The organism is Proteus sp. G2618 (genome assembly GCF_009915995.1).
GTDB lineage: Bacteria > Pseudomonadota > Gammaproteobacteria > Enterobacterales > Enterobacteriaceae > Proteus > Proteus terrae.
In genome coordinates this window covers 195,169-214,964 of record NZ_JAABNI010000014.1, presented here as the reverse complement: position 1 = coordinate 214,964, position 19,796 = coordinate 195,169, and the positions used below count along the sequence as shown (strand labels likewise).

At 38.5% G+C, this 19,796-nt stretch carries 19 protein-coding genes; 5 read left to right on the top strand and 14 right to left on the bottom strand.

What is annotated here, in order from left to right; all coding sequences use genetic code 11:
- The first annotated feature begins 10 nt into the window (after positions 1 to 10).
- The 5 genes from GWJ01_RS06480 (at position 11) to GWJ01_RS06460 (ending at position 4,580) form a co-directional block, all read left to right on the top strand.
- Positions 11 to 1,060 carry a ChuX/HutX family heme-like substrate-binding protein gene (locus GWJ01_RS06480; RefSeq protein WP_196714480.1) on the top strand — a complete coding sequence of 350 codons (1,050 nt, stop codon included), beginning with the start codon at positions 11 to 13 and terminating at the stop codon, positions 1,058 to 1,060.
- Positions 1,061 to 1,075: 15 nt separating this feature from the next.
- Complete coding sequence (locus GWJ01_RS06475) at positions 1,076 to 1,891, top strand: heme/hemin ABC transporter substrate-binding protein (RefSeq protein ID WP_075673209.1); 816 nt, start codon at positions 1,076 to 1,078, stop codon at positions 1,889 to 1,891.
- Entirely contained in the window at positions 1,891 to 2,895 is a 1,005-nt protein-coding gene (locus GWJ01_RS06470) for a FecCD family ABC transporter permease (RefSeq protein WP_109394259.1), read from the top strand. Before GWJ01_RS06475 ends, GWJ01_RS06470 begins: the two co-directional genes overlap by 1 nt.
- The gene (locus GWJ01_RS06465; protein WP_161710866.1) at positions 2,892 to 3,686 is read left to right on the top strand and encodes a heme ABC transporter ATP-binding protein; all 795 of its coding nucleotides are present in this window, start codon (positions 2,892 to 2,894) and stop codon (positions 3,684 to 3,686) included. The genes GWJ01_RS06470 and GWJ01_RS06465 overlap by 4 nt, the downstream gene beginning before the upstream one ends.
- Before the next feature lie 525 nt (positions 3,687 to 4,211).
- A complete protein-coding gene (locus GWJ01_RS06460; RefSeq protein WP_069369334.1) occupies positions 4,212 to 4,580 on the top strand; it encodes a helix-turn-helix domain-containing protein in 369 nt (122 codons plus the stop codon).
- An 88-nt stretch (positions 4,581 to 4,668) separates the two neighbouring features.
- Here GWJ01_RS06460 and GWJ01_RS06455 read toward each other — a convergent pair whose 3' ends face one another.
- The 14 genes from GWJ01_RS06455 to pheS form a co-directional block, all read right to left on the bottom strand.
- Positions 4,669 to 5,688, bottom strand: coding sequence for a lipoate--protein ligase A (locus GWJ01_RS06455; RefSeq protein ID WP_109394257.1), 1,020 nt, complete (start codon positions 5,686 to 5,688; stop codon positions 4,669 to 4,671).
- Positions 5,689 to 5,765: 77 nt separating this feature from the next.
- Positions 5,766 to 6,257 (bottom strand): C40 family peptidase, encoded by a 492-nt coding sequence (locus tag GWJ01_RS06450; RefSeq protein WP_109394350.1) that lies wholly within the window; start codon positions 6,255 to 6,257, stop codon positions 5,766 to 5,768.
- A gap of 149 nt (positions 6,258 to 6,406) precedes the next feature.
- Complete coding sequence (gene arnF / locus GWJ01_RS06445; protein ID WP_109394256.1) at positions 6,407 to 6,805, bottom strand: 4-amino-4-deoxy-L-arabinose-phosphoundecaprenol flippase subunit ArnF; 399 nt, start codon at positions 6,803 to 6,805, stop codon at positions 6,407 to 6,409.
- Positions 6,802 to 7,143, bottom strand: coding sequence for a 4-amino-4-deoxy-L-arabinose-phosphoundecaprenol flippase subunit ArnE (gene arnE / locus GWJ01_RS06440; RefSeq protein ID WP_109394255.1), 342 nt, complete (start codon positions 7,141 to 7,143; stop codon positions 6,802 to 6,804). Before arnE ends, arnF begins: the two co-directional genes overlap by 4 nt.
- Positions 7,143 to 8,807 (bottom strand): lipid IV(A) 4-amino-4-deoxy-L-arabinosyltransferase, encoded by a 1,665-nt coding sequence (arnT, locus tag GWJ01_RS06435; RefSeq protein ID WP_109402485.1) that lies wholly within the window; start codon positions 8,805 to 8,807, stop codon positions 7,143 to 7,145. The genes arnE and arnT overlap by 1 nt, the downstream gene beginning before the upstream one ends.
- Positions 8,808 to 8,814: 7 nt before the next feature.
- The gene (gene arnD / locus GWJ01_RS06430) at positions 8,815 to 9,708 is read right to left on the bottom strand and encodes a 4-deoxy-4-formamido-L-arabinose-phosphoundecaprenol deformylase (RefSeq protein WP_109394253.1); all 894 of its coding nucleotides are present in this window, start codon (positions 9,706 to 9,708) and stop codon (positions 8,815 to 8,817) included.
- Positions 9,709 to 9,717: 9 nt separating this feature from the next.
- Entirely contained in the window at positions 9,718 to 11,700 is a 1,983-nt protein-coding gene (gene arnA / locus GWJ01_RS06425) for a bifunctional UDP-4-amino-4-deoxy-L-arabinose formyltransferase/UDP-glucuronic acid oxidase ArnA (protein ID WP_161710865.1), read from the bottom strand.
- Entirely contained in the window at positions 11,700 to 12,680 is a 981-nt protein-coding gene (gene arnC, locus GWJ01_RS06420) for an undecaprenyl-phosphate 4-deoxy-4-formamido-L-arabinose transferase (RefSeq protein WP_109394251.1), read from the bottom strand. The genes arnA and arnC overlap by 1 nt, the downstream gene beginning before the upstream one ends.
- Positions 12,681 to 13,826: a UDP-4-amino-4-deoxy-L-arabinose aminotransferase gene (gene arnB, locus GWJ01_RS06415; RefSeq protein ID WP_109394250.1), complete on the bottom strand. Its 1,146-nt coding sequence runs from the start codon at positions 13,824 to 13,826 to the stop codon at positions 12,681 to 12,683.
- Positions 13,827 to 13,959: 133 nt separating this feature from the next.
- The gene (locus GWJ01_RS06410) at positions 13,960 to 14,709 is read right to left on the bottom strand and encodes a vitamin B12 ABC transporter ATP-binding protein BtuD (protein WP_109394249.1); all 750 of its coding nucleotides are present in this window, start codon (positions 14,707 to 14,709) and stop codon (positions 13,960 to 13,962) included.
- Between the two features lies 1 nt (position 14,710).
- Positions 14,711 to 15,721, bottom strand: a complete 1,011-nt coding sequence (btuC, locus tag GWJ01_RS06405) for a vitamin B12 ABC transporter permease BtuC (protein WP_109394248.1) — start codon at positions 15,719 to 15,721, stop codon at positions 14,711 to 14,713.
- Positions 15,722 to 16,097: 376 nt separating this feature from the next.
- A complete protein-coding gene (gene ihfA / locus GWJ01_RS06400) occupies positions 16,098 to 16,394 on the bottom strand; it encodes an integration host factor subunit alpha (RefSeq protein ID WP_023582381.1) in 297 nt (98 codons plus the stop codon).
- Positions 16,395 to 16,398: 4 nt separating this feature from the next.
- Positions 16,399 to 18,786, bottom strand: a complete 2,388-nt coding sequence (pheT, locus tag GWJ01_RS06395) for a phenylalanine--tRNA ligase subunit beta (protein ID WP_161710864.1) — start codon at positions 18,784 to 18,786, stop codon at positions 16,399 to 16,401.
- Between the two features lie 14 nt (positions 18,787 to 18,800).
- Positions 18,801 to 19,784: a phenylalanine--tRNA ligase subunit alpha gene (gene pheS, locus GWJ01_RS06390; protein ID WP_023582383.1), complete on the bottom strand. Its 984-nt coding sequence runs from the start codon at positions 19,782 to 19,784 to the stop codon at positions 18,801 to 18,803.
- Between the last annotated feature and the right edge of the window lie 12 nt (positions 19,785 to 19,796).

Below are 19,796 nucleotides of genomic sequence, written 5' to 3'. Positions count from 1 at the left end.
AGGAGTTTCTGTGAATAAATCTCTTTATGAGAGCTACCTGCAAGCTAAAACGGACAAAAAAGCACCGTATGCGCGTGATCTCGCTTCTTACTTAAATGTCAGTGAAGCTGAACTCATTCACGCCCGTGTAGGGCATGATGCAAAACGTCTACGCAATGATGTACAAGAATTATTAAAAGCCTTAAGTAAAGTGGGTGAAGTCAAAGCCATTACTCGTAACGATATCGCCGTTCACGAACATCTTGGTGAATACACAAATGCCCGTTTTAGCGATCATGCTGGCTTAATTTTAAACCCGCGAGCAATGGATTTACGCTTTTTCTTCGCTTATTGGTCAAGCATTTTTGCACTTACCGAAGAGACATCAAAAGGAACGCGTTATAGTATTCAGTTCTTTGATATGCATGGTGATGCATTACATAAAGTCTATACGACAGATAACACAAATATGGATGAATGGGATGCACTTATTCAATCATTCTTATTGGAAGAAAACCCGGCTCTCGATATCACACCTGTTGAACCCTACTCAAACACACCCGTTAGTAATGAATTAGCGGAACAACTTGAACAACAGTGGCGTTCAATGACTGATGTTCACCAATTCTTCAAATTACTAAAAGAAAATAACTTAAGTCGTCAACAAGCATTCAAAGCTGTTCCTGATGATCTTGCTTATCAAGTCGAAAACAACGCCCTGAAAACCTTGTTAGAACTCGCCAAAGAAGAACAAAACGAGATCATGATATTTGTCGGTAGCCGTGGCTGTGTACAAATTTTCACAGGTCAAATTGACCGCCTAGTCCCTCATCAATTTGAAAATAGCGAACAAGTTTGGATCAATGTTTTCAATCCTGCTTTTACTCTTCATTTAATTGAAAGTGAAATTGCAGAAAGTTGGGTAACACGCAAACCAACTCAAGATGGGTTTGTTACTAGCCTTGAGATCTTTGATAGCAAGGGGCAACAAATTGCTCAACTCTATGGACAACGTACTGAAGGCACTGCCGAGCAACAACAATGGCGTGAACAAGTGAATACTCTCACTAAAACCGCCTAATCGGAGAATGATTTAATGAAAAAATGGCTTCTTTTGATCCTGTGTAGCGTAATGTCGTTCATCACTTCAGCTAATGAACGTATCGTTACTATTGGTGGTGATATTACAGAAATTGTTTTCGCATTAGGTGCAGGCGAGCAAATTATTGCAAGAGACAGCACCAGCTTAGTTCCTGAACAAGTGAAAACACTTCCTGATGTAGGTTATATGCGAATGCTAAACCCTGAAGGGATCTTATCTGTCAAACCAACATTGATCATTACCAGCGAATTAGCTCGCCCTTCTTTGGCATTACGCCGCATTAAAGAAGCCGGAGTCGCTGTAAAAACCATTACAGGTACACATTCATTAGAAGCCATTAATGAAAAAATAGACACTATTGCGACTGTTTTAAATAAAGAACAAGAAGGCAATCAACTAAAAGAGAAACTCGCCCTCTCTATCAAACAAATTTCAACCACTCCTATCGATAAGAAAATCATTTATATCATGAGTCATGGTGGTGTTATTCCAATGGCTGCGGGTCAAGATACTGCCGCAGATACCATTATTTCACTGGTTGGTGGTAAAAATGCCATGCAAGGATTTACAAGCTATCGCCCACTTTCTCAAGAAGGTGTTATTGCAAGCCAACCTGATATTTTGCTTGTAACCAAAGAAGGTATTAAAGGCATTGGTGGAATTGAGAAACTATGGGAATTACCCGGCATAAAATACACACCTGCGGGTAAAAATAAGCATTATGTTGTTGTTGATGACATGGGGTTATTAGGCTTTACCCTTTCAACACCAGAAGTCATGCATCAAATTCGTCAAGCGTTGGAGCAATAATGTCTCGTTTTCGTTCACCGTGGGTGAGTATTCTACTCTTACTCTTTTTGCTCACTACCGTTACATTAATTTCTGTGAATAGCGGAGCATTAGCCCTTTCGTTTCATACATTATGGAATAGCTCTTTTGATGACATGGAATGGCAAATTTGGCTAGATATCCGTTTACCTCGCGTATTATTAGCCATTCTTGTTGGAGGTGCTTTAGCAATATCCGGCGCTATAATGCAGGGATTATTTAGAAATTCGTTAGCTGATCCCGGTTTATTGGGTATTAGTAGCGGTGCAGCACTAATGGTTGCCATCGTTATTATTCTACCGTTCTCTTTTTCGCCAGCCTTTGCATTCTATAGCCATATTGTTGCCGCCTTTGTTGGCGGCTTAATTGTAGCAATGATTATCTTCTCATTACATCAATTGAGTGATGGTAATTTAGCGCGGTTATTGCTTGCCGGTATTGCTATCAATGCGCTTTGTATGTCCTTTATTGGTGTATTAAGTTACATCAGCACTGACCAACAATTACGTCAATTCTCTCTTTGGATGATGGGTTCATTAAGCCAGATTGACTGGAAAACCTTATCTATTGCTACTCTTGTGATCATTCCCGTCAGTATTTTGGCATGTTGGCAAAGCCATAAATTAAACCTATTACAACTGGGTGATGAAGAGGCACATTACTTAGGACTAAATGTAAGAAGAACCAAGTTTATTTTGTTACTTCTTAGCGCCATCCTAATTGGTTGTGCTGTTGCACTGAGTGGTGTTATTGGATTTATTGGACTTGTGGTTCCACACCTTATTCGCATGCGTATTGGTAGTAATCATGTATGGTTATTACCTGCCACCATTTTGGGTGGTGCAACACTGTTACTCGCCGCTGACACATTATCACGAACACTAGTATCTCCAGCTGAAATCCCTGTTGGACTCATTACTGGATTAATTGGTGGCCCTTATTTCCTTTGGCTTATCTTACGACAACCCGCAGGAAGAATGTCATGATTGAAAAACAAAACACGCCATTGCTCTATGGAAATAATTTAACTTATCAAATTGGCAATAAGACCATTATTGATGATGTGTCTCTTTCACTTAATGCAGGGGAATTGGTTACCATTATTGGTCCTAATGGTGCAGGAAAATCGTCGCTATTACGCTTATTAACAGGCTATACAACACCAACGCAAGGTCAGTGTTATTTTAAACAAAAAACCTATTCACAATGGAATAGCCAACAATTAGCGCAAAACCGCGCTGTTATGCGACAAAACAGTCAGCTTTCATTTTCATTTTCAGTAGAAGAAGTGGTTGCTATGGGAAGAACGCCTCATGGACAACAACATAAGAAAATTGCAATTGAGACTGCGCTGCTACAAACGGATTGTTTAAAATTTAAGGATAGAGACTATCGCCAATTATCGGGCGGTGAGCAACAACGTGTACAGCTTGCTAGAGTGTTAGCGCAATTATGGCACCCTATGCCACAAGAAGCTGTCTTATTCCTTGATGAGCCGACCTCTGCACTTGATCTTTACCACCAGCAGCATAGCTTACGTTTATTAAAGCAATTAGCAAAAACACAAAACCTTATGGTGTGTTGTGTTTTGCATGATCTTAATTTGGCTTCTCTTTATGCTGATAGAATTTTATTGCTGCATCAAGGAAAGTTAGTTTGTGAAGGTACACCACACAGTGTGCTAACAACGGAGAATATTCAAAAATGGTATGGTGCAGATGTGAGTGTTAATAGTCATCCAGAACACTTATATCCTCAAGTCTTTCTACGTCCTTAAAAAAGGTTAGCCACAGTTATTTTTACTAAGTCACCTCTTAGCTTTATTTTTTAAGGGGTGGCTTAGTTAATTTATTCTCAATAAACTGATCAATTGAAAATAAAAAAGTAAAGGTAATACCACACCAATTGATTAATAAATCTTATTTCATTTTTTCAATATTTAGTCAAATAAACTGACTCTAAAATACATCTTAATCAATGATTAGCTTTTATTTCGCACAAAAAAACATAACAAAACTAAAAATAAAAGGTATAACAGAGCTATTATGCTAAAAAATAAATCAATAAATTCAACAAAGTAAAAGTCATACAAAATAACATTTTTAATCATAAAGATTCAATAAACTGAACCTTACTTGAGCTATATAAGCCACACCTATCGTTGTGATAATGATTATCAATCACGAAAAGCACTTTTTGCCTACCTGTTATTTCCCCCATGCTTAAAATAGATTATAAATAACATACGTTACTATTCTATTTACTTGGGCACTGTGTCCCCACCATTTTTGTGGGAGGTTTTATGGCTGAAAATGTCGTTAATGATATTCTGAAATGGTTAGAAACCCAGTTACAACGTAACGAAGGTATAAAAATCGATACGATTGCAAATAAAAGCGGCTACTCGAAGTGGCACTTGCAACGCATTTTTAAAGATTTTAAAGGTTGTACATTAGGCGAATATGTTCGTAAACGTCGCTTATTAGAAGCGGCTAAATCATTACAAGAAAAAGATATGTCTATTTTAGATATCGCTTTAATGTATGGCTTTAGCTCCCAAGCAACATTTACACGTATCTTTAAAAAGCATTTCAATACTACACCCGCTAAATTTAGAGAAAATGGCAAAATGCCAGACACTCATTGCTTTATGTCATGTGAAAATCACTAATCAGTTTCACATCACATTATTCTTCATGAAAAAACCAGCTCTTTTAGCTGGTTTTTTGTTTTTTATTATTTTCTAACATTAATAATAATCACGCTATCGCTGCAACAAGCCATTCTTGAAGCTCATTAAGCTCTATTTTATTATTAGGATAACGCACAATGAGTTGCTCAATAAGCCCTTTTAAAGACTCAGGTGTATAACGTTCCCCTACCAGCATATCAGATAATGTTTCTAATGGTGCGGGATCTAAACTGTCTGTATATATTTGGCTTCTGATAACATTGCCACGCTCAATATCAAAATGTAGCTCAACACCTCCCCATTTAAAACGGTGATCTAAAAGATGTGAAAATGCAGGAGCTTGCCCAAAATTCCATTCCCAACTACTTTGCTTAGCAAACGTTTCTTCAAAACCGGGTAAATCAGGTAATTTTTGTGGTGATATAATCTCTGCTTCTACTCTCTCACCATAGTATTCAAAAAAGCTTTCAGTGATAGTTTCACAGAGTTTTTTGTGGGTAATATCTGGTTTGAGCTCAACTAAATTAGCCACTCGGGAGCGTACAGAAGTGATCCCTTTAGCTTGAAGCTTTTTCGGATCTGGATTGAGGTAATTAGCTAATCTAGATAAGTTAGCATTTATTAATAATGTGCCATGATGAAAACCGCGATCTTTTGTCTCTTTATAAGCTGAGCCTGAAACCTTTCTTTCACCATCATCTTGAGGAACCACTAAATCATTACGTCCTGATGCCGTAGCATTAATGCCCGCTTTTAATAATCCATCAAGAATAATTTGAGTTGAAATCGTTTTATTATACTCAGGCTTTCCCGCCATAAAGGTAAAACAGGTATTACCAAGATCATGGAAAACGGCACCACCACCACTTGAGCGACGAGCTAACTTCACACCATCTTCATCCATTTTACGGGTATTACACTCTTTCCATGGATTCTGTGCTCGACCAATAACTACCGTATTATCGTTACGCCAAAGGAAAAGCACCCGTTGATCAGCGGGCATTTGTCTAAAAATACACTCTTCAACAGCAAGGTTAAACCAAGGATCATAAGACTCGGAAATTAACAGACGCAATTTGCCTGACATAAGGAATACCTATATGAAGAAAATAAGGTATAAGATACCATAACTCTCAATATATTAGGCTGTTAAATGGCACGAAACTACAATCGGCGAGCTTGCCAGAATGTTTTTTTCCAATAGACGTTATCAAGCGACGAACGAGTTACCCCTTTGCTAGTTGATGCGTGAATAAATGTATTATCAGTATCATAAATACCAACATGGAGCCCATTCTCACCCCCTCCCGTTTTGAAGAAAACCAAATCACCTGGCATTAAATCACTTTTGCTGATTTGTGTACCATATTTGGTTTGATCAATGGTCATTCGTGGAAGTTTTATATCAAAGCGATCACTGTAAGTTTTATACACAAAACCTGAGCAATCAATACCAGAAGGAGTCATTCCACCGTAGCTATATGGCGTACCATACCATTGCTCAAGTTGTGACTTCAATTGCACTATCACCATGATAGGATCGGAAAGTTGTGTTTTTAAGGGAGGTGCTGGTGGAATACGCTTCGACGGACCAGATGAACACCCAGCCAGCAGAATAATACAGAGTAAGAAAGGATAGAAAACGGACTTTCTCATTGCATCCACCATTATTGTTACCATAGATTTTAAAATCTATCTGCTTTTTTAAGCAAAAACAAGCTATTGAAGATGAATGAATGATGATTGGTAGAATAAATCGCACAATTAACAACAAGGATCAGAAAATAAATTCTATAATCATTAAGTTAGTGTGATTGTGTCTCTTTCGTTTTTTGACTTATCAGCCACACTCCAATCATGATAAATGCTACGCCCGCTGTTTTTGTCCATGATGGTGTTTCTTGAAACCACGGTAATATCACTGCAAGAATATAAACAAACACATAACTCAAACTGATCAGCGGATAGGCTTTATTTAAAGGAATGGTACGTAAAGTGAATAGCCAGCAAACCATAGAAAGGACATAACCGATAAGACCAACAAACACGATAGCAATTGGCGCTATATTCGCCCATAGCCATGTGAAATCAAACCACTGTTTTTCTAGCTGTAGTTCTGGTAGTTCAGACATACCAAACTTTAACAACAATTGAGCTGCTGTCACTAATAGCGCGCTTCCAATCGCCCATAAATAGCCTTTCATGCTTGTATACTCATTAATACAATGCCGACCATAATTGATGCGATGCCAATCCAATGTTTCACATTAACAGACTCTTTATAAACAAACTGGCCAATTAATGTCACTACAATAAAATTAATGCTTAACATAGGATAAGCAATACTTAGTGGGAGAATTTGTAATAGTCGTAACCAAAAAAGCATACCCAAGCCAAGCATTGTAATGGCAACAAAAAGCCAGAAAATCGTTTTTCTGGCTTTTGTTAATGAATCACTTTGCCAGCTAACCACCGCTTGTTTTTGACACACCTGTCCTATGCAGGTCAAAAAGCTCACGATTAGCAATAAAACAAATGACATTAATTACGCTTCTCATAAGTTAAAATAGCAACTCGATGGTTTGTCACCAGCTCTTCAGGTCTTGGCAATTGTGCTAATTTCTTAGGATCTTTAAACGTAATAACGACTGACACATTACCTTCTTTTCTTGCTTGCTCTAACCACAGAGCAAAATTATCAGGTTTAATTAACTTATGCTGAGAATCAGGATATTCTTCAATACCATAAGTTAATTCGCCAGTTCTTTCATAAAGATAAATATCACTACGCTGTAATTCCCATGCCAATCCAGCACCAATCCCCACGCTATTACTCACAATATATTTACTGGTATTTAATGTATCAATATTTTGACGAATAAATTCTTGAGGTAGTTTTCCATCAACGCTGCTGTTAGGGATCGCTTGTCCAATGCATAAGCTCACACCTAATGAGCAAGATGCAGCCCACAACCAATGCTTACCATTAAGTGTGGAGCAAAGATAACCGATGATCCCCCATAAAGAGAATGCAACAATAGCTAAGACCCATTTAGACCATTCATAAGGCATATAAATAGGTTTTGAGGAAACAAGCTGAATGATTAAGATAGCAATAACCGCAGCAACACCAATAAAAATATTGATATAGCCATTAATACGCAATGCTTTCATTCTAAACTTGCGTGCGCAATCTACGCCATATTTTGCCATTAGCATCGCAAGTGGCGCCATAAATGGCAACATATATGTTGGTAACTTACCTTTCGCAATACTAAAAAATAAGAATGGAACAACAAACCAACATAATAAGAAAAATAATTCAGGGCGTTTACGTCTTTTTTTCCAAGCGCTTATTAAAGAGCCCGGCAGTAAACCAAGCCAAGGGATCACACCTAATAAAACAATTGGAATATAGTACCAAAATGGAGCACTATGCTGAGCATCTTCACCTGAAAAACGCTGAATATGTTCAATCCAGAAAAAGTAGTGCCAATAGTCAGGCTCTGCTTTTGCAATAGTTAACGCCCACGGCAAACTAATTAATGCGGCACTCAACACCGCAAGTAAGCCATAGAGTAACATTTGCGTAAATTGTTTTTGATACAGCGTGATAGGTATCATGACAATAACCGGAATAGCTAACGCTAAAAATCCTTTTGTCATAAAGGCCATACCACAGGCAAGCCCTAATGTTATCCATGCTAATATTCGCGTTTTTACCGTCGTCGCTTTCAGAGCCCAAAAACAGCAAACCATACTCGCAGTAACCCAAAGCGCTAACATAGGATCTAATACACTGTAAGTGCCTACGCTAAACACTAGAAACATGGACATGTAGATTAAACTAGAAACAAAAGCAACTTGGCGATTACGCCACATCATTCTTGCCAATAAATAAACAAGTAATGTGCTTAAGAGAATAGAAATAACAGAGCCAAAACGCACGGCAAAATTAGTATGCCCAAAAATTAATTGGCTAACATTATTAATCCAATAACCTGCAACGGGTTTCTCAAAATAACGAATATCGAGCATATGAGGAACAATCCAGTTCCCGCTCACCACCATTTCACGGCTAATTTCCGCATAACGTGTTTCGTCTGGTTGCCATAATAACCGGCTGTTCAATGGAAATAAGTAGGTAAGAACAAAAAAAAGAGCCAAGAGGATGGCCCCGATTTTACTTGCCCGGTTATTCAACATAGTTTCGTTAGACCTCTTGTTGGCACCCTAACCAGCCTTCTCGACCTGGAAAGTCAGACCGAACAACTTTACCTATCGGAAGCGTTTCTTTATTTTGTGGTAATAAATCGCTTAACGGACAGAATTCGATGCCTTCATTTGCAATCATTGCCAGTAACTGCTCAAACTGAGCGGCTTTTGACATTCCTTCAACTTCAGTGTGGATAGTATAAACAGGTATTCCACTGTCTTTTTTGATTTCATCAATAATAAATTGATTAAAATCTTCATCCTTTACCTTTATACCAACGACTTCATCATAAGTTGGTAATGTTACTGGAATTTGCACCGTACCGATAGAACCATTTTCTAAAATAGGCCTAAAAGGATGCGTTCCTCGACAATCGCTATTGTAATCGAATTGAAAAGTTTCTTTAACTGTTAATACGCGTTCATCTGCTCGCCATCCAGCAACTGCCGAACATTTTACAGGGTTTTCAAGTGCTTTTTCCAGTGCTTCAACACCTAAACGAACTTGTTGCATTAATTCTTCTGTTGACCAGCGTCCGACTTTTGCTTGCCAACCTTGATGATCCCATGAATGCAAGCCAACTTCATGTCCCGCATCTTGGGCTTCTTTCATCAAATAACCTAAATTTTTAGCAATTTTTTTTCCTGGCCATGCTGTCCCAGCTAATAAAATATCTAAACCATATAGTGATGCAGCATTTGATCGCAGCATTTTCCATAAAAATTTGGGCTTTAAAAGGCGCCATAAATGGCGCCCCATATTATCTGGCCCGACACTAAAGAAGAAACTGGCATGAATGTTATGTCTGGCAAATACATCCAACAGTTGTGGAATACCTTGTTTCGTTCCTTGATAAGTATCCACATCAACCCTCAAACCAACTTTCTTCATTATTTATTCCTATTTAGTGCCTAATTCTTCAACTGCACCACGTAAGAAGAAATCTAATGTTTCTTCTACTGTTTGGCGAGTTTCGATACTTGGTTTCCAATCCAATAAACGTTCTGCGTTTTTAATGCTTGGCTTACGGTGCTCAACATCTTGGTAACCTTTACCATAGTAACTGCTACTTTCAATCTTCTTAAAGCCTGCAAATGGAGGGAAATGGCCACGTAACTCATGTTTTTCGAAGCAATCTAACAGCATTTCTGCTAATTCGCGAATACTTGCTTCGTTAGTTGGGTTACCGATATTGATAATTTGACCATCACATTTGTTATCACGGTTTTCAATAATACGGAATAAAGCTTCAATGCCGTCATTGATATCAGTGAAACAACGTTTTTGCTCACCACCATCAACCAATTTAATTGGTGAACCTTCAACTAAGTTCAGAATTAATTGTGTGATTGCACGAGAGCTACCGATACGCGCTGAATTTAAGTTATCTAAACGAGGCCCCATCCAGTTAAATGGACGGAACAACGTAAATTTCAGACCTTCTTTGGCACCATAAGCCCAAATAACTCGGTCTAATAACTGTTTAGATACAGAATAAATCCAACGTTGTTTATTGATTGGACCAACAATCAGACGTGAATTATCTTCGTCAAATTCTTTATCATCACACATACCATAAACTTCTGATGTGGATGGGAAAATAATACGTTTATTATATTTAACACAATAACGTACAATTTTTAAGTTTTCTTCAAAGTCTAATTCAAATACACGTAATGGATTACGGGTATATTCAATTGGTGTTGCAATAGCAACTAATGGCAGAATAACGTCACATTTTTTAATATGGTATTCAATCCATTCTGTATGAATGCTCACGTCACCTTCAATAAAGTGGAAACGTGGATTTCCAATAAAACGCTCAATTGCAGAAGAACCGATATCCATACCATAGATATCATAATTATCATCTTTTAATAGACGCTCTGTTAGATGGTTACCAATAAAGCCATTCACACCTAAAATCAGAACACGTTTGCGACGTTTAACTTGTGCAGTTGCTTTTGGTCCAACGCGAACATCAGTCACAATACCCATTTCAGCCGCTAAACGACTACCCTGAACATAAAGACCATTTTCACTTTGACCAGTAACAACTTCAATTGCACCTTTAGCGCATGCAATCACTAAAGGCTCTGTTGAAATAACAGTACCTGGACGTTTGCCTTGATTATCAGCAAGGGTGCGTGAACGCCAGATAATCATTTTACGTTCACCTAAGAACGTGAATGCACCTGGGTATGGTTCAGTAACAGCTCGTACTAAATTGTGGACTGTTTTTGCATCTGCATTCCAATCGATTAAACCATCATCAGCACAACGACGACCAAAGTAAGTAGCTTGGCTTTCATCCTGTGCAGTTGTTGAATAATCACCTGATGTAATATGAGGTAATGCACTAGAGAGTAATTTATTCGCTGCTTCTCTTACTTTTTCATGTAAAATCAAAGAAGTATCATTGTCAGCAATGGTCACTTTTTCTTGAGCAACAATATCACCTGCATCAGCTTTCGCTGTCATTTTATGCAGAGTAACGCCCGTTTCTGTTTCACCATTCACGATCGCCCAGTTAATTGGTGCACGACCACGATATTTTGGTAATAAAGAGCCATGTAAATTAAATGCGCCTTTAGGTGCCAAATTCAGGATCTCATCACTTAACATGTGACGATAATAGAAAGAAAAAATGACATCAGGCTTCATTTCACGAATACGTTCAATCCACAATGGGTGATTGACATTTTCAGGTGCAAATACTGTCAATCCCATTTCTGCACTCACGCGAGCAACAGATGAGAAAAAATGATTTTCATTAGGATCGTCAGTGTGGGTAAATACAGCCTGAATCTCATAACCTGCTTTTTCAAGTGCTTTTAAACCAACACAGCCAATATCGTGATAGGCAAATACTATTGCTTTCATTAGTCTTTTTCCTGATCTTCGTTGGGTTTATTAACGCCAACCACTTTTTGGATAAAATACCGAGGACGCGCTCTTACATCATTATAAATCCGGCCTATATACTCACCTAATAAGCCCATTGCAACGAACTGCGCTCCGATAAACATAAATAAGATTGCAAAAAGTGTGAATACACCTTCAGCGGCCCACATCGCACCGAAAATAATACGTAAAATAATCAACAATAAAGCTAGAACAAAGCCAGATACAGCGATAACACTGCCGACAATGCTTAATAAACGTAATGGTGCCGTGGTAAGACAAGTTAATAGGTCGTACATTAAATTAATAAGCTTTAAAAAGCTGTATTTTGAATCGCCATATTCACGCTCTGCGTGAGCAACATCGATTTCAATAGTACGACGAGCGAATGTGTTCGCAAGGATAGGAATAAACGTACTTCTTTCGTGACACTGTAACATCGCTTCAACAATGTGGCGACGATAAGCACGTAACATGCAACCGTAGTCTCCCATAGAGCGACCAGTTGCTTTAGTGATCATTGAGTTGATCATTTTTGAAGCGGTTTTACGAAACCATGAATCTTGACGATTACGGCGACGAGTTCCAACAACGTCATACCCTTCTTCAGCTGTCGCGACAAGCCTTGGGATCTCTTCAGGTGGATTTTGTAAATCAGCATCTAATGTGATCACTAAATCACCTTCAGCCTGATTGAAACCTGCCATAATTGCAGAGTGTTGGCCGTAATTACGGTTTAAAATAATTGCAATAACGTGATTTTCTTCAATTGCAGCCGCTTCTTCTAACATCTTAGCTGAATGGTCACTGCTACCATCATCAACAAGGATCAGTTCATACTCTTGTTTTAACTGTTTACAGCTCTTAATTGTACGTTCTAAAAGCTGAGGAAGGCTTTCTTCCTCGTTATAAACGGGGATCACAACCGATACTTTCTTGATTTCATCAAATGTTGACACTTAAATATGCTCCGAAAGAATTTCATTGATCGCATCTACAACGCGAATAACATCTTCATTACTCATATCAGGAAACAGCGGCAGCGAGCATAACGTTGCAGAGTTCCATTCTGATTGAGGAAGGGATAAGGCAGGATAGCGTTCGCGATAATATTTTTGTGTATGCGCCGCACGGAAATGAAGCCCTGTACCAATATCTTTTTGCTTCAATTCTTCCATAAAGGCATCGCGATCGATACCACACACATTTTTATCGACTCTCACCATAAACAAGTGATTAGCATGTAAATGTGAATATTCAGGGATACTCAACATCTCTAATGGTGAGTCTTTGAGTTTTTCACGATACAGTGCAACTAACTCAGCACGTTTAGCATTCATTTCATCTAAACGCCCTAATTGCACTACAGCAATGGCTGCATGAATATCAGATAAGTTGTATTTATAACCTGGCTCAACAACTTCTGCTTGGGGTTTACGTCCTTGAACTTGTCTATCAAAGGCGTCAACACCTAAACCATGGAATTTTAAGCAACGTACTCTATTCGCTAATTCGTCATTATCAGTAACAACCAATCCGCCCTCTGCACAAGTAACGTTCTTAATTGCATGGAAAGAGAAAATAGAGGTTCCTTTTTCACCAATCCATTCATTTTTATAGCGAGTACCAATAGCATGCGCAGCATCTTCAATTAGAGGAATTCCTGCATCTTGTGCAACTTTTCGTAAGGCATCAAGATCGCAAGGTGCACCAGCATAATGAACTGGAATAATTGCTTTCGTTCTAGGTGTAATTGCTTTTTTGACATCTTCTGCACTCACCATCAAGGTATCGCGGTCAACATCAATCATTACAGGTTCTGCACCAAGTAACGTAATGATGTTCATTGTTGAAACCCAAGTTTGTGATGGTGTGATAACTTCATCACCAGCGCCAATTCCCATCGCCATTAAAACAACATGCATACCCGCAGTGGCAGAGCAAATTGCGATAGCGTGTTTGCTACCAAATTTTTCACAAAAATCTTGCTCTAATTGATGATTTTGAGGGCCTGTTGTAATCCAACCTGAACGCAGTACATCCTCAACGGCTTTGATTTCTTCATCGCCAATCGCAGGGCGAGAGAAAGGAAGGAAGTGACTCATAAAAATGTAGCCTAATTAATGAATGAATAAAAAACAATTATATACAAACTATTGTTCGCCGACATCCGTCTTATTAAGAAAACATTAAAAAAATCTTAATAATTACTTTGGGACAAGCTTAACAATAGCCATATTATTGCAAAACCTGCCAATCAATATGATCAACATCATTGATGCACTTGATATTTGTATTAAATGTAGTTGATAATAATCTTTCGTCCAATAAGAGTGCAGATGCGCCAGAATTAACCAAATATCCATTTTTTATGAGCCAAACTCTGTCTGCTTTTTGATAGGAATGATTCAAATTATGTGTACTCATAATAACGGCGCCACCTTGTTGGCAAAACTTATCAACCCACTTGTCCAAAATTGCCAACTGTACGACATCTAAATTATTAGTTGGTTCATCAAGTAACATTAATTTCCCTTTTAAATCATAACTTGACCATAATTGGATAAATGCGCCAACAATTCTGACTCTCTGCCATTCCCCTCCCGATAAATGATGAATATTTTTTGATAATAATTTGTTAATTCTAAAATCATTTAACAGCATATTTAATTGCTGAACATCCATTTTCGACAATTTATGATATAGCGAGAGGTAATGAAAAACAGGCATAAATGACAAAGCTTCCAATTGTTGTATAACAATGCTCTGCATTCTAGAAAGATCATCATATTTATAATGTCTTATTGAAGTTTCGTTTAGAATAATTTTGCCACTAAACGAAAACTCTCCTGCGATCGCCATTAAAAGCGTGCTTTTTCCTGCGCCATTAGCACCAATTAAGTGGATACGCTCGCCATAACTTACTTGCTCTGTAAATGCGTTAAGCCGAACATCAACACTTACATTATTAAGTTTAAGTAACGCCATATTATAAACGCCCCATCTCTTTGGTTGCCAATAACCAGATAAATAAAGGTGCACCAAGCGTTGCTGTAATCACACCTATCGGAACTTCTGCACCATTTAAAATCAAACGAGATAGCAAATCAGCAAGTAATAACAATCCACCACCAGCAAGCGCACACGCGGGTAATAATGTTTTATAATGAGTTAGCCCACATAATCTTAATAAATGCGGTACAACAAGCCCTACAAAGCTTATAGCACCCGCTAAAGCGACACTCAGCCCTATCAATAATCCAACAGCTAAAATAAACCAATTTCGCCATTGACTAACGGATATGCCTAATTGTTTTGCTCTAAATGAACCTAGTGATAAATAATTAAGAACATCAGCTTGTAGAATAAGGATCAAGAGGATAGGCATAAGAGCCCAAAATAAGACTTGATGGCGCCAATCAATACCGCTAAAGCTCCCCATCAGCCAATACATTAATTGCCTTAAATCCAAAGCTGAACTGAAATAAACCAACCAAGTCATTATCGCACTTGCCATAACACCCAATGCCACACCAATTAATAATAACTGAGCATTGGAGAGTTTTCTTATTCGAGTAAAAAACATTAATAAAAGAGTGATCCCTAATGCGCCAAATATTGCCGCACTACTTATTAGCCAAGGGCTTAAACCAATTTGTAAAACAATAAGTAATACAACACACACTCCCGCACCACTACTTACTCCTAATAATCCGGGCTCTGCGAGTGGATTTTGGAATAGAGCCTGCATAATAGCACCGGCAATTGCCAAACTTGCACCAACAGTTACGACGGCAAGTATTCTTGGTAAACGAATTTGCCAAACAAATAAATTGGCTTCATCTGTTAACCATTGATGTGGAAATAACACAATCTCACCAACAGAGAGGGAAAAAATAAATAAGAAACATAATACTAATGCCATTAGAAACAGCTTTTTTCTGTCGCCAATGCGTTGTCTTTTAGTAAATTTAATTAGAGGATTAACTTCTTTATTCATTTCGTTCCCTATCCACGCAACAACGGCTCTTACTGTTTTTATTTATAAAGTCATTTTTTAGCAACATAACATGTTCGCATTCAATGATGAAAAACTAAATTGAGAACATACAAGCCTGTCACTAATAATGAAGAAAAAACTAGGATTAACTATCACAGTATTGATATAAATAAGAGATAAAAAAGAGTCAAAATAAGAAGTGAGAATAAAAAGGAAAGATAATTAGAAAATAAAATATGCCATCCAAATAGAAATATCCATTCAGACTATATCGATAAATATAAACACCCCAATATGGCTATCATCAAAATTAGATACAGATAAAGATGATAAAAAAACGGCTTTCAAAGAAAGCCGTTTTGGATGTTTTTAAATCTTATTCTTTTGGTGTTGCACTTTCAACCCGGCTTTTTAACTTTTGTCCTGGGCGGAAAGTAACAACACGGCGAGCTGTAATAGGAATGTCTTCCCCAGTTTTCGGATTACGACCTGGGCGCTGATTTTTATCACGTAGGTCAAAGTTTCCGAATCCAGACAGCTTCACCTGTTCCCCATTTTCAAGAGAACGACGCACTTCCTCAAAAAAGGATTCTACAAGGTCTTTTGCATCGCGTTTGCTAACACCAAGTTTTTCAAACAGATTTTCTGCCATTTCAGCTTTTGTAAGCGCCATAGGTCTAGTCCCTCAAGGATGCTTGGAATCGCTGTTTCAATGCTGCTACACAGTTACTCACTGTTGCAGCAATCTCATCTTCTTCCAGTGTATGCTCGATATCCTGCAAGATTATGCTAATAGCGAGGCTTTTATAGCCCTCTGCTACTCCCTTACCACAATACACGTCAAATAAGTTTATGCCAACTATTTGATTTCCGCCAACTTTCTTACATTCGGCTAAAATATCTTCTGCAGCAACATCATTCGGAACAACTACAGCGATATCTCTACGATTCGAAGGGTAACGAGAAATTGCTTTTGCTTGTGGTAAACTGCGATTTGCAATTGCATTCCAACGTATTTCGAATACTACCGTACGACCGTTTAAGTCAAGTTTACGTTCAAGCTCTGGATGAACAACGCCAATACAGCCAATATATTCATTTCTCAGATAAATCCCAGCACTTTGTCCCGGATGAAGTGCTGAATGACTAGCTGGTTTAAATGTAATTTCATCTAGTTGGCCTGTCAATTCCAGAATTGATTCAATATTACCTTTCAAATCAAAGAAATCAACAGTTTGCTTATCTAAATTCCAATGTTCTTCATAACGGTTGCCCGCGATCACACCAGCTAACATAAGTTCCTGACGTATTCCATATTCTGCTTGATTATCAGGAACAAAACGCAGACCTGCTTCAAATAACCTAACTCTAGATTGTTGACGATTCTGATTATATACAGTTGTAGTCAATAATCCGGTTAATAGAGACAGTCTCATTGCTGACATATCCGCTGAAATTGGATTAGGCAGAATTAATGCTTCTTCATTTGGATGTAATAAAGATTGGATCTTAGGATCAACAAAGCTATAAGTAATTGCTTCTTGGAAGCCATTGTCTACTAGCATTGTTTTAACGCGTTTTAATGATAAGTTCGCTTCGCGATGATTTGTCATCACCAAGTCAGCGCGTAATGGCACATCTGGAATATTGTTGTAGCCATAAATACGAGCAACTTCTTCAATTAGATCTTCTTCGATTTGAACATCGAAACGCCATGAAGGAACTGTTGCTAACCAGCCGTCATTTTCAACAGACACGTTGAAACCTAAGCGAGTTAATGAGTCCAGAACTTGTGCATCATCAATCACGTGACCTAATAAACGGTCTAATTTTTTACGTGTTAATTTGACTGGCGCAATATTTGGTAAATGTGCTTTATTGGTTACATCAATCACTTCACCAACTTCACCACCGCAAATTTCTAGCAATAATTTCGTTGCACGCTCAATTGCGTTGTATTGCAGCTCAGAATCAACGCCACGCTCAAAACGATGAGAGGCATCAGTATGCAAGCCATAACGACGTGCACGGCCTGTGATGGATAATGGAGAGAAGAATGCACACTCTAAGAAGACATTTTTCGTTTCTTCATTAACACCTGATGATTCACCACCGAAAATACCGGCCATACCCAATGCTTGTTTTTCGTCAGCAATAACTAATACATCATCTTTTAATGTAATTTCATTGCCATCAAGTAAAGTCAGTTTTTCACCATCTTTAGCCAGACGAACAACTACAGCACCTTCAACGCGATCAAGATCGAACGCATGTAGCGGTTGGCCCATTTCAAGTAAAATTAAGTTGGTAATATCAACAATTGGGTCAATAGAACGAATGCCACCACGACGTAACTTTTCTTGCATCCATAAAGGTGTTTTTGCTTTCACATTCACATTGGTGAAAACACGACCTAAATAACGTGGACACGCCTCTGGTGCTTCAACACGTACAGGGAATGTTGCTGATGATGTTGCCGCAACAGGCGACATATCAGGTACTTGGCATTCCATTTTGTTGATCACAGCTATATCACGAGCAACACCTAAAATACCTAAGCAATCAGCACGGTTTGGTGTAATGCTAATTTCAATCGCATTATCATTTAATTTTAAATATTCACGAATATCCATGCCAATAGGCGCATCAGCAGGTAATTCAATAATACCCTCATGATTTTCTGAAATTGCTAATTCAGAAAATGAGCACAGCATACCTTCAGATGGTTCGCCACGCAGTTTTGCTGCTTTAATTTTGAAATCGCCTGGTAATACAGCACCAACTGTTGCGACCGCAACTTTTAGGCCTTGGCGGCAGTTAGGTGCACCACAAACGATATCGAGTAATCTATCACCGCCTACGTTAACTTTCGTTACACGTAATTTATCGGCATTAGGATGTTGTCCACATTCAACAACTTCACCTACAAACACACCGTGAAAATCACCAGCAACAGCTTCAACGCCGTCAACTTCAAGGCCTGCCATTGTCAGTTGTTCGGAAAGCGCTTCGCTACTAATCGCTGGGTTTACCCACTCACGTAACCAAAGTTCACTGAATTTCATGAGATAATCCCACCTTATTTAAACTGTTTGAGGAAACGAAGATCGTTTTCGAAGAATGAACGCAAGTCAGTGACACCGTAACGTAACATGGTCAGACGTTCCATACCCATACCGAATGCAAAACCTGAATAAACTTCAGGATCAATACCTACATTACGTAATACATTTGGGTGAACCATACCGCAACCCAACACTTCTAACCATTTACCATTCTTACCCATTACATCGACTTCTGCAGAAGGCTCTGTGAATGGAAAATAAGAAGGGCGGAAACGAATTTCCATATCTTCTTCAAAAAAGTTTTTCAGAAAATCGTGTAGTGTTCCTTTTAAATTGGTAAAGCTAATGTCTTTATCAACAATTAAACCTTCAATTTGGTGGAACATTGGTGTGTGAGTCTGATCATAGTCATTACGATATACGCGACCTGGTGCGATGATGCGAATAGGTGGCTGTTTATCTTGCATGGTGCGAATTTGTACACCTGATGTTTGTGTACGTAGTAAACGTTTTGCATCAAACCAGAAAGTATCGTGGTCAGCTCTTGCTGGGTGATGAGCAGGAATATTCAACGCATCAAAGTTATGATAATCATCTTCAATTTCAGGGCCAGATTCTACAGAAAACCCTAATTCGCCAAAGAAAGTTTCAATACGTTCAATTGTACGAGTTACTGGGTGTAGACCACCGTTTTCAATACGGCGACCAGGCAAAGACACATCGATTTTCTCAGCAGATAAACGTTCGTTTAATAATGCAGATTCAAGATAATCTTTACGAGTATTCAGCGCTTGCTGAACCTCTTGTTTAGCCTGATTAATGACAGCCCCTGCAGCTGGACGATCTTCCGCGGGTAAGTCGCGCAGCGTGGACATCTGAAGCGTTAAATGACCTTTTTTCCCCAAGTATTCAACACGAACCGAATCCAGCGCAGCAACATCCTGTGCCTCTTCGATAGCTGCTTTAGCTTGAGCAACGAGTTCAGCGAGATGTGGCATCGTTTCCTCTTC

What these genes read in the sequence shown, in the direction of transcription:
- pheS (WP_023582383.1), bottom strand. Translation starts at nt 19,784, where the DNA reads ATGCCACATCTCGCTGAACTCGTTGCTCAAGCTAAAGCAGCTATCGAA.
- arnF (WP_109394256.1), bottom strand. Translation starts at nt 6,805, where the DNA reads ATGAAAGGCTATTTATGGGCGATTGGAAGCGCGCTATTAGTGACAGCA.
- arnE (WP_109394255.1), bottom strand. Translation starts at nt 7,143, where the DNA reads ATGTCATTTGTTTTATTGCTAATCGTGAGCTTTTTGACCTGCATAGGA.
- arnB (WP_109394250.1), bottom strand. Translation starts at nt 13,826, where the DNA reads ATGAGTCACTTCCTTCCTTTCTCTCGCCCTGCGATTGGCGATGAAGAA.
- GWJ01_RS06410 (WP_109394249.1), bottom strand. Translation starts at nt 14,709, where the DNA reads ATGGCGTTACTTAAACTTAATAATGTAAGTGTTGATGTTCGGCTTAAC.
- arnD (WP_109394253.1), bottom strand. Translation starts at nt 9,708, where the DNA reads ATGAAGAAAGTTGGTTTGAGGGTTGATGTGGATACTTATCAAGGAACG.
- GWJ01_RS06465 (WP_161710866.1), top strand. Translation starts at nt 2,892, where the DNA reads ATGATTGAAAAACAAAACACGCCATTGCTCTATGGAAATAATTTAACT.
- GWJ01_RS06455 (WP_109394257.1), bottom strand. Translation starts at nt 5,688, where the DNA reads ATGTCAGGCAAATTGCGTCTGTTAATTTCCGAGTCTTATGATCCTTGG.
- GWJ01_RS06475 (WP_075673209.1), top strand. Translation starts at nt 1,076, where the DNA reads ATGAAAAAATGGCTTCTTTTGATCCTGTGTAGCGTAATGTCGTTCATC.
- arnT (WP_109402485.1), bottom strand. Translation starts at nt 8,807, where the DNA reads ATGTTGAATAACCGGGCAAGTAAAATCGGGGCCATCCTCTTGGCTCTT.
- arnA (WP_161710865.1), bottom strand. Translation starts at nt 11,700, where the DNA reads ATGAAAGCAATAGTATTTGCCTATCACGATATTGGCTGTGTTGGTTTA.
- btuC (WP_109394248.1), bottom strand. Translation starts at nt 15,721, where the DNA reads ATGAATAAAGAAGTTAATCCTCTAATTAAATTTACTAAAAGACAACGC.
- GWJ01_RS06460 (WP_069369334.1), top strand. Translation starts at nt 4,212, where the DNA reads ATGGCTGAAAATGTCGTTAATGATATTCTGAAATGGTTAGAAACCCAG.
- pheT (WP_161710864.1), bottom strand. Translation starts at nt 18,786, where the DNA reads ATGAAATTCAGTGAACTTTGGTTACGTGAGTGGGTAAACCCAGCGATT.
- ihfA (WP_023582381.1), bottom strand. Translation starts at nt 16,394, where the DNA reads ATGGCGCTTACAAAAGCTGAAATGGCAGAAAATCTGTTTGAAAAACTT.
- GWJ01_RS06450 (WP_109394350.1), bottom strand. Translation starts at nt 6,257, where the DNA reads ATGAGAAAGTCCGTTTTCTATCCTTTCTTACTCTGTATTATTCTGCTG.
- GWJ01_RS06470 (WP_109394259.1), top strand. Translation starts at nt 1,891, where the DNA reads ATGTCTCGTTTTCGTTCACCGTGGGTGAGTATTCTACTCTTACTCTTT.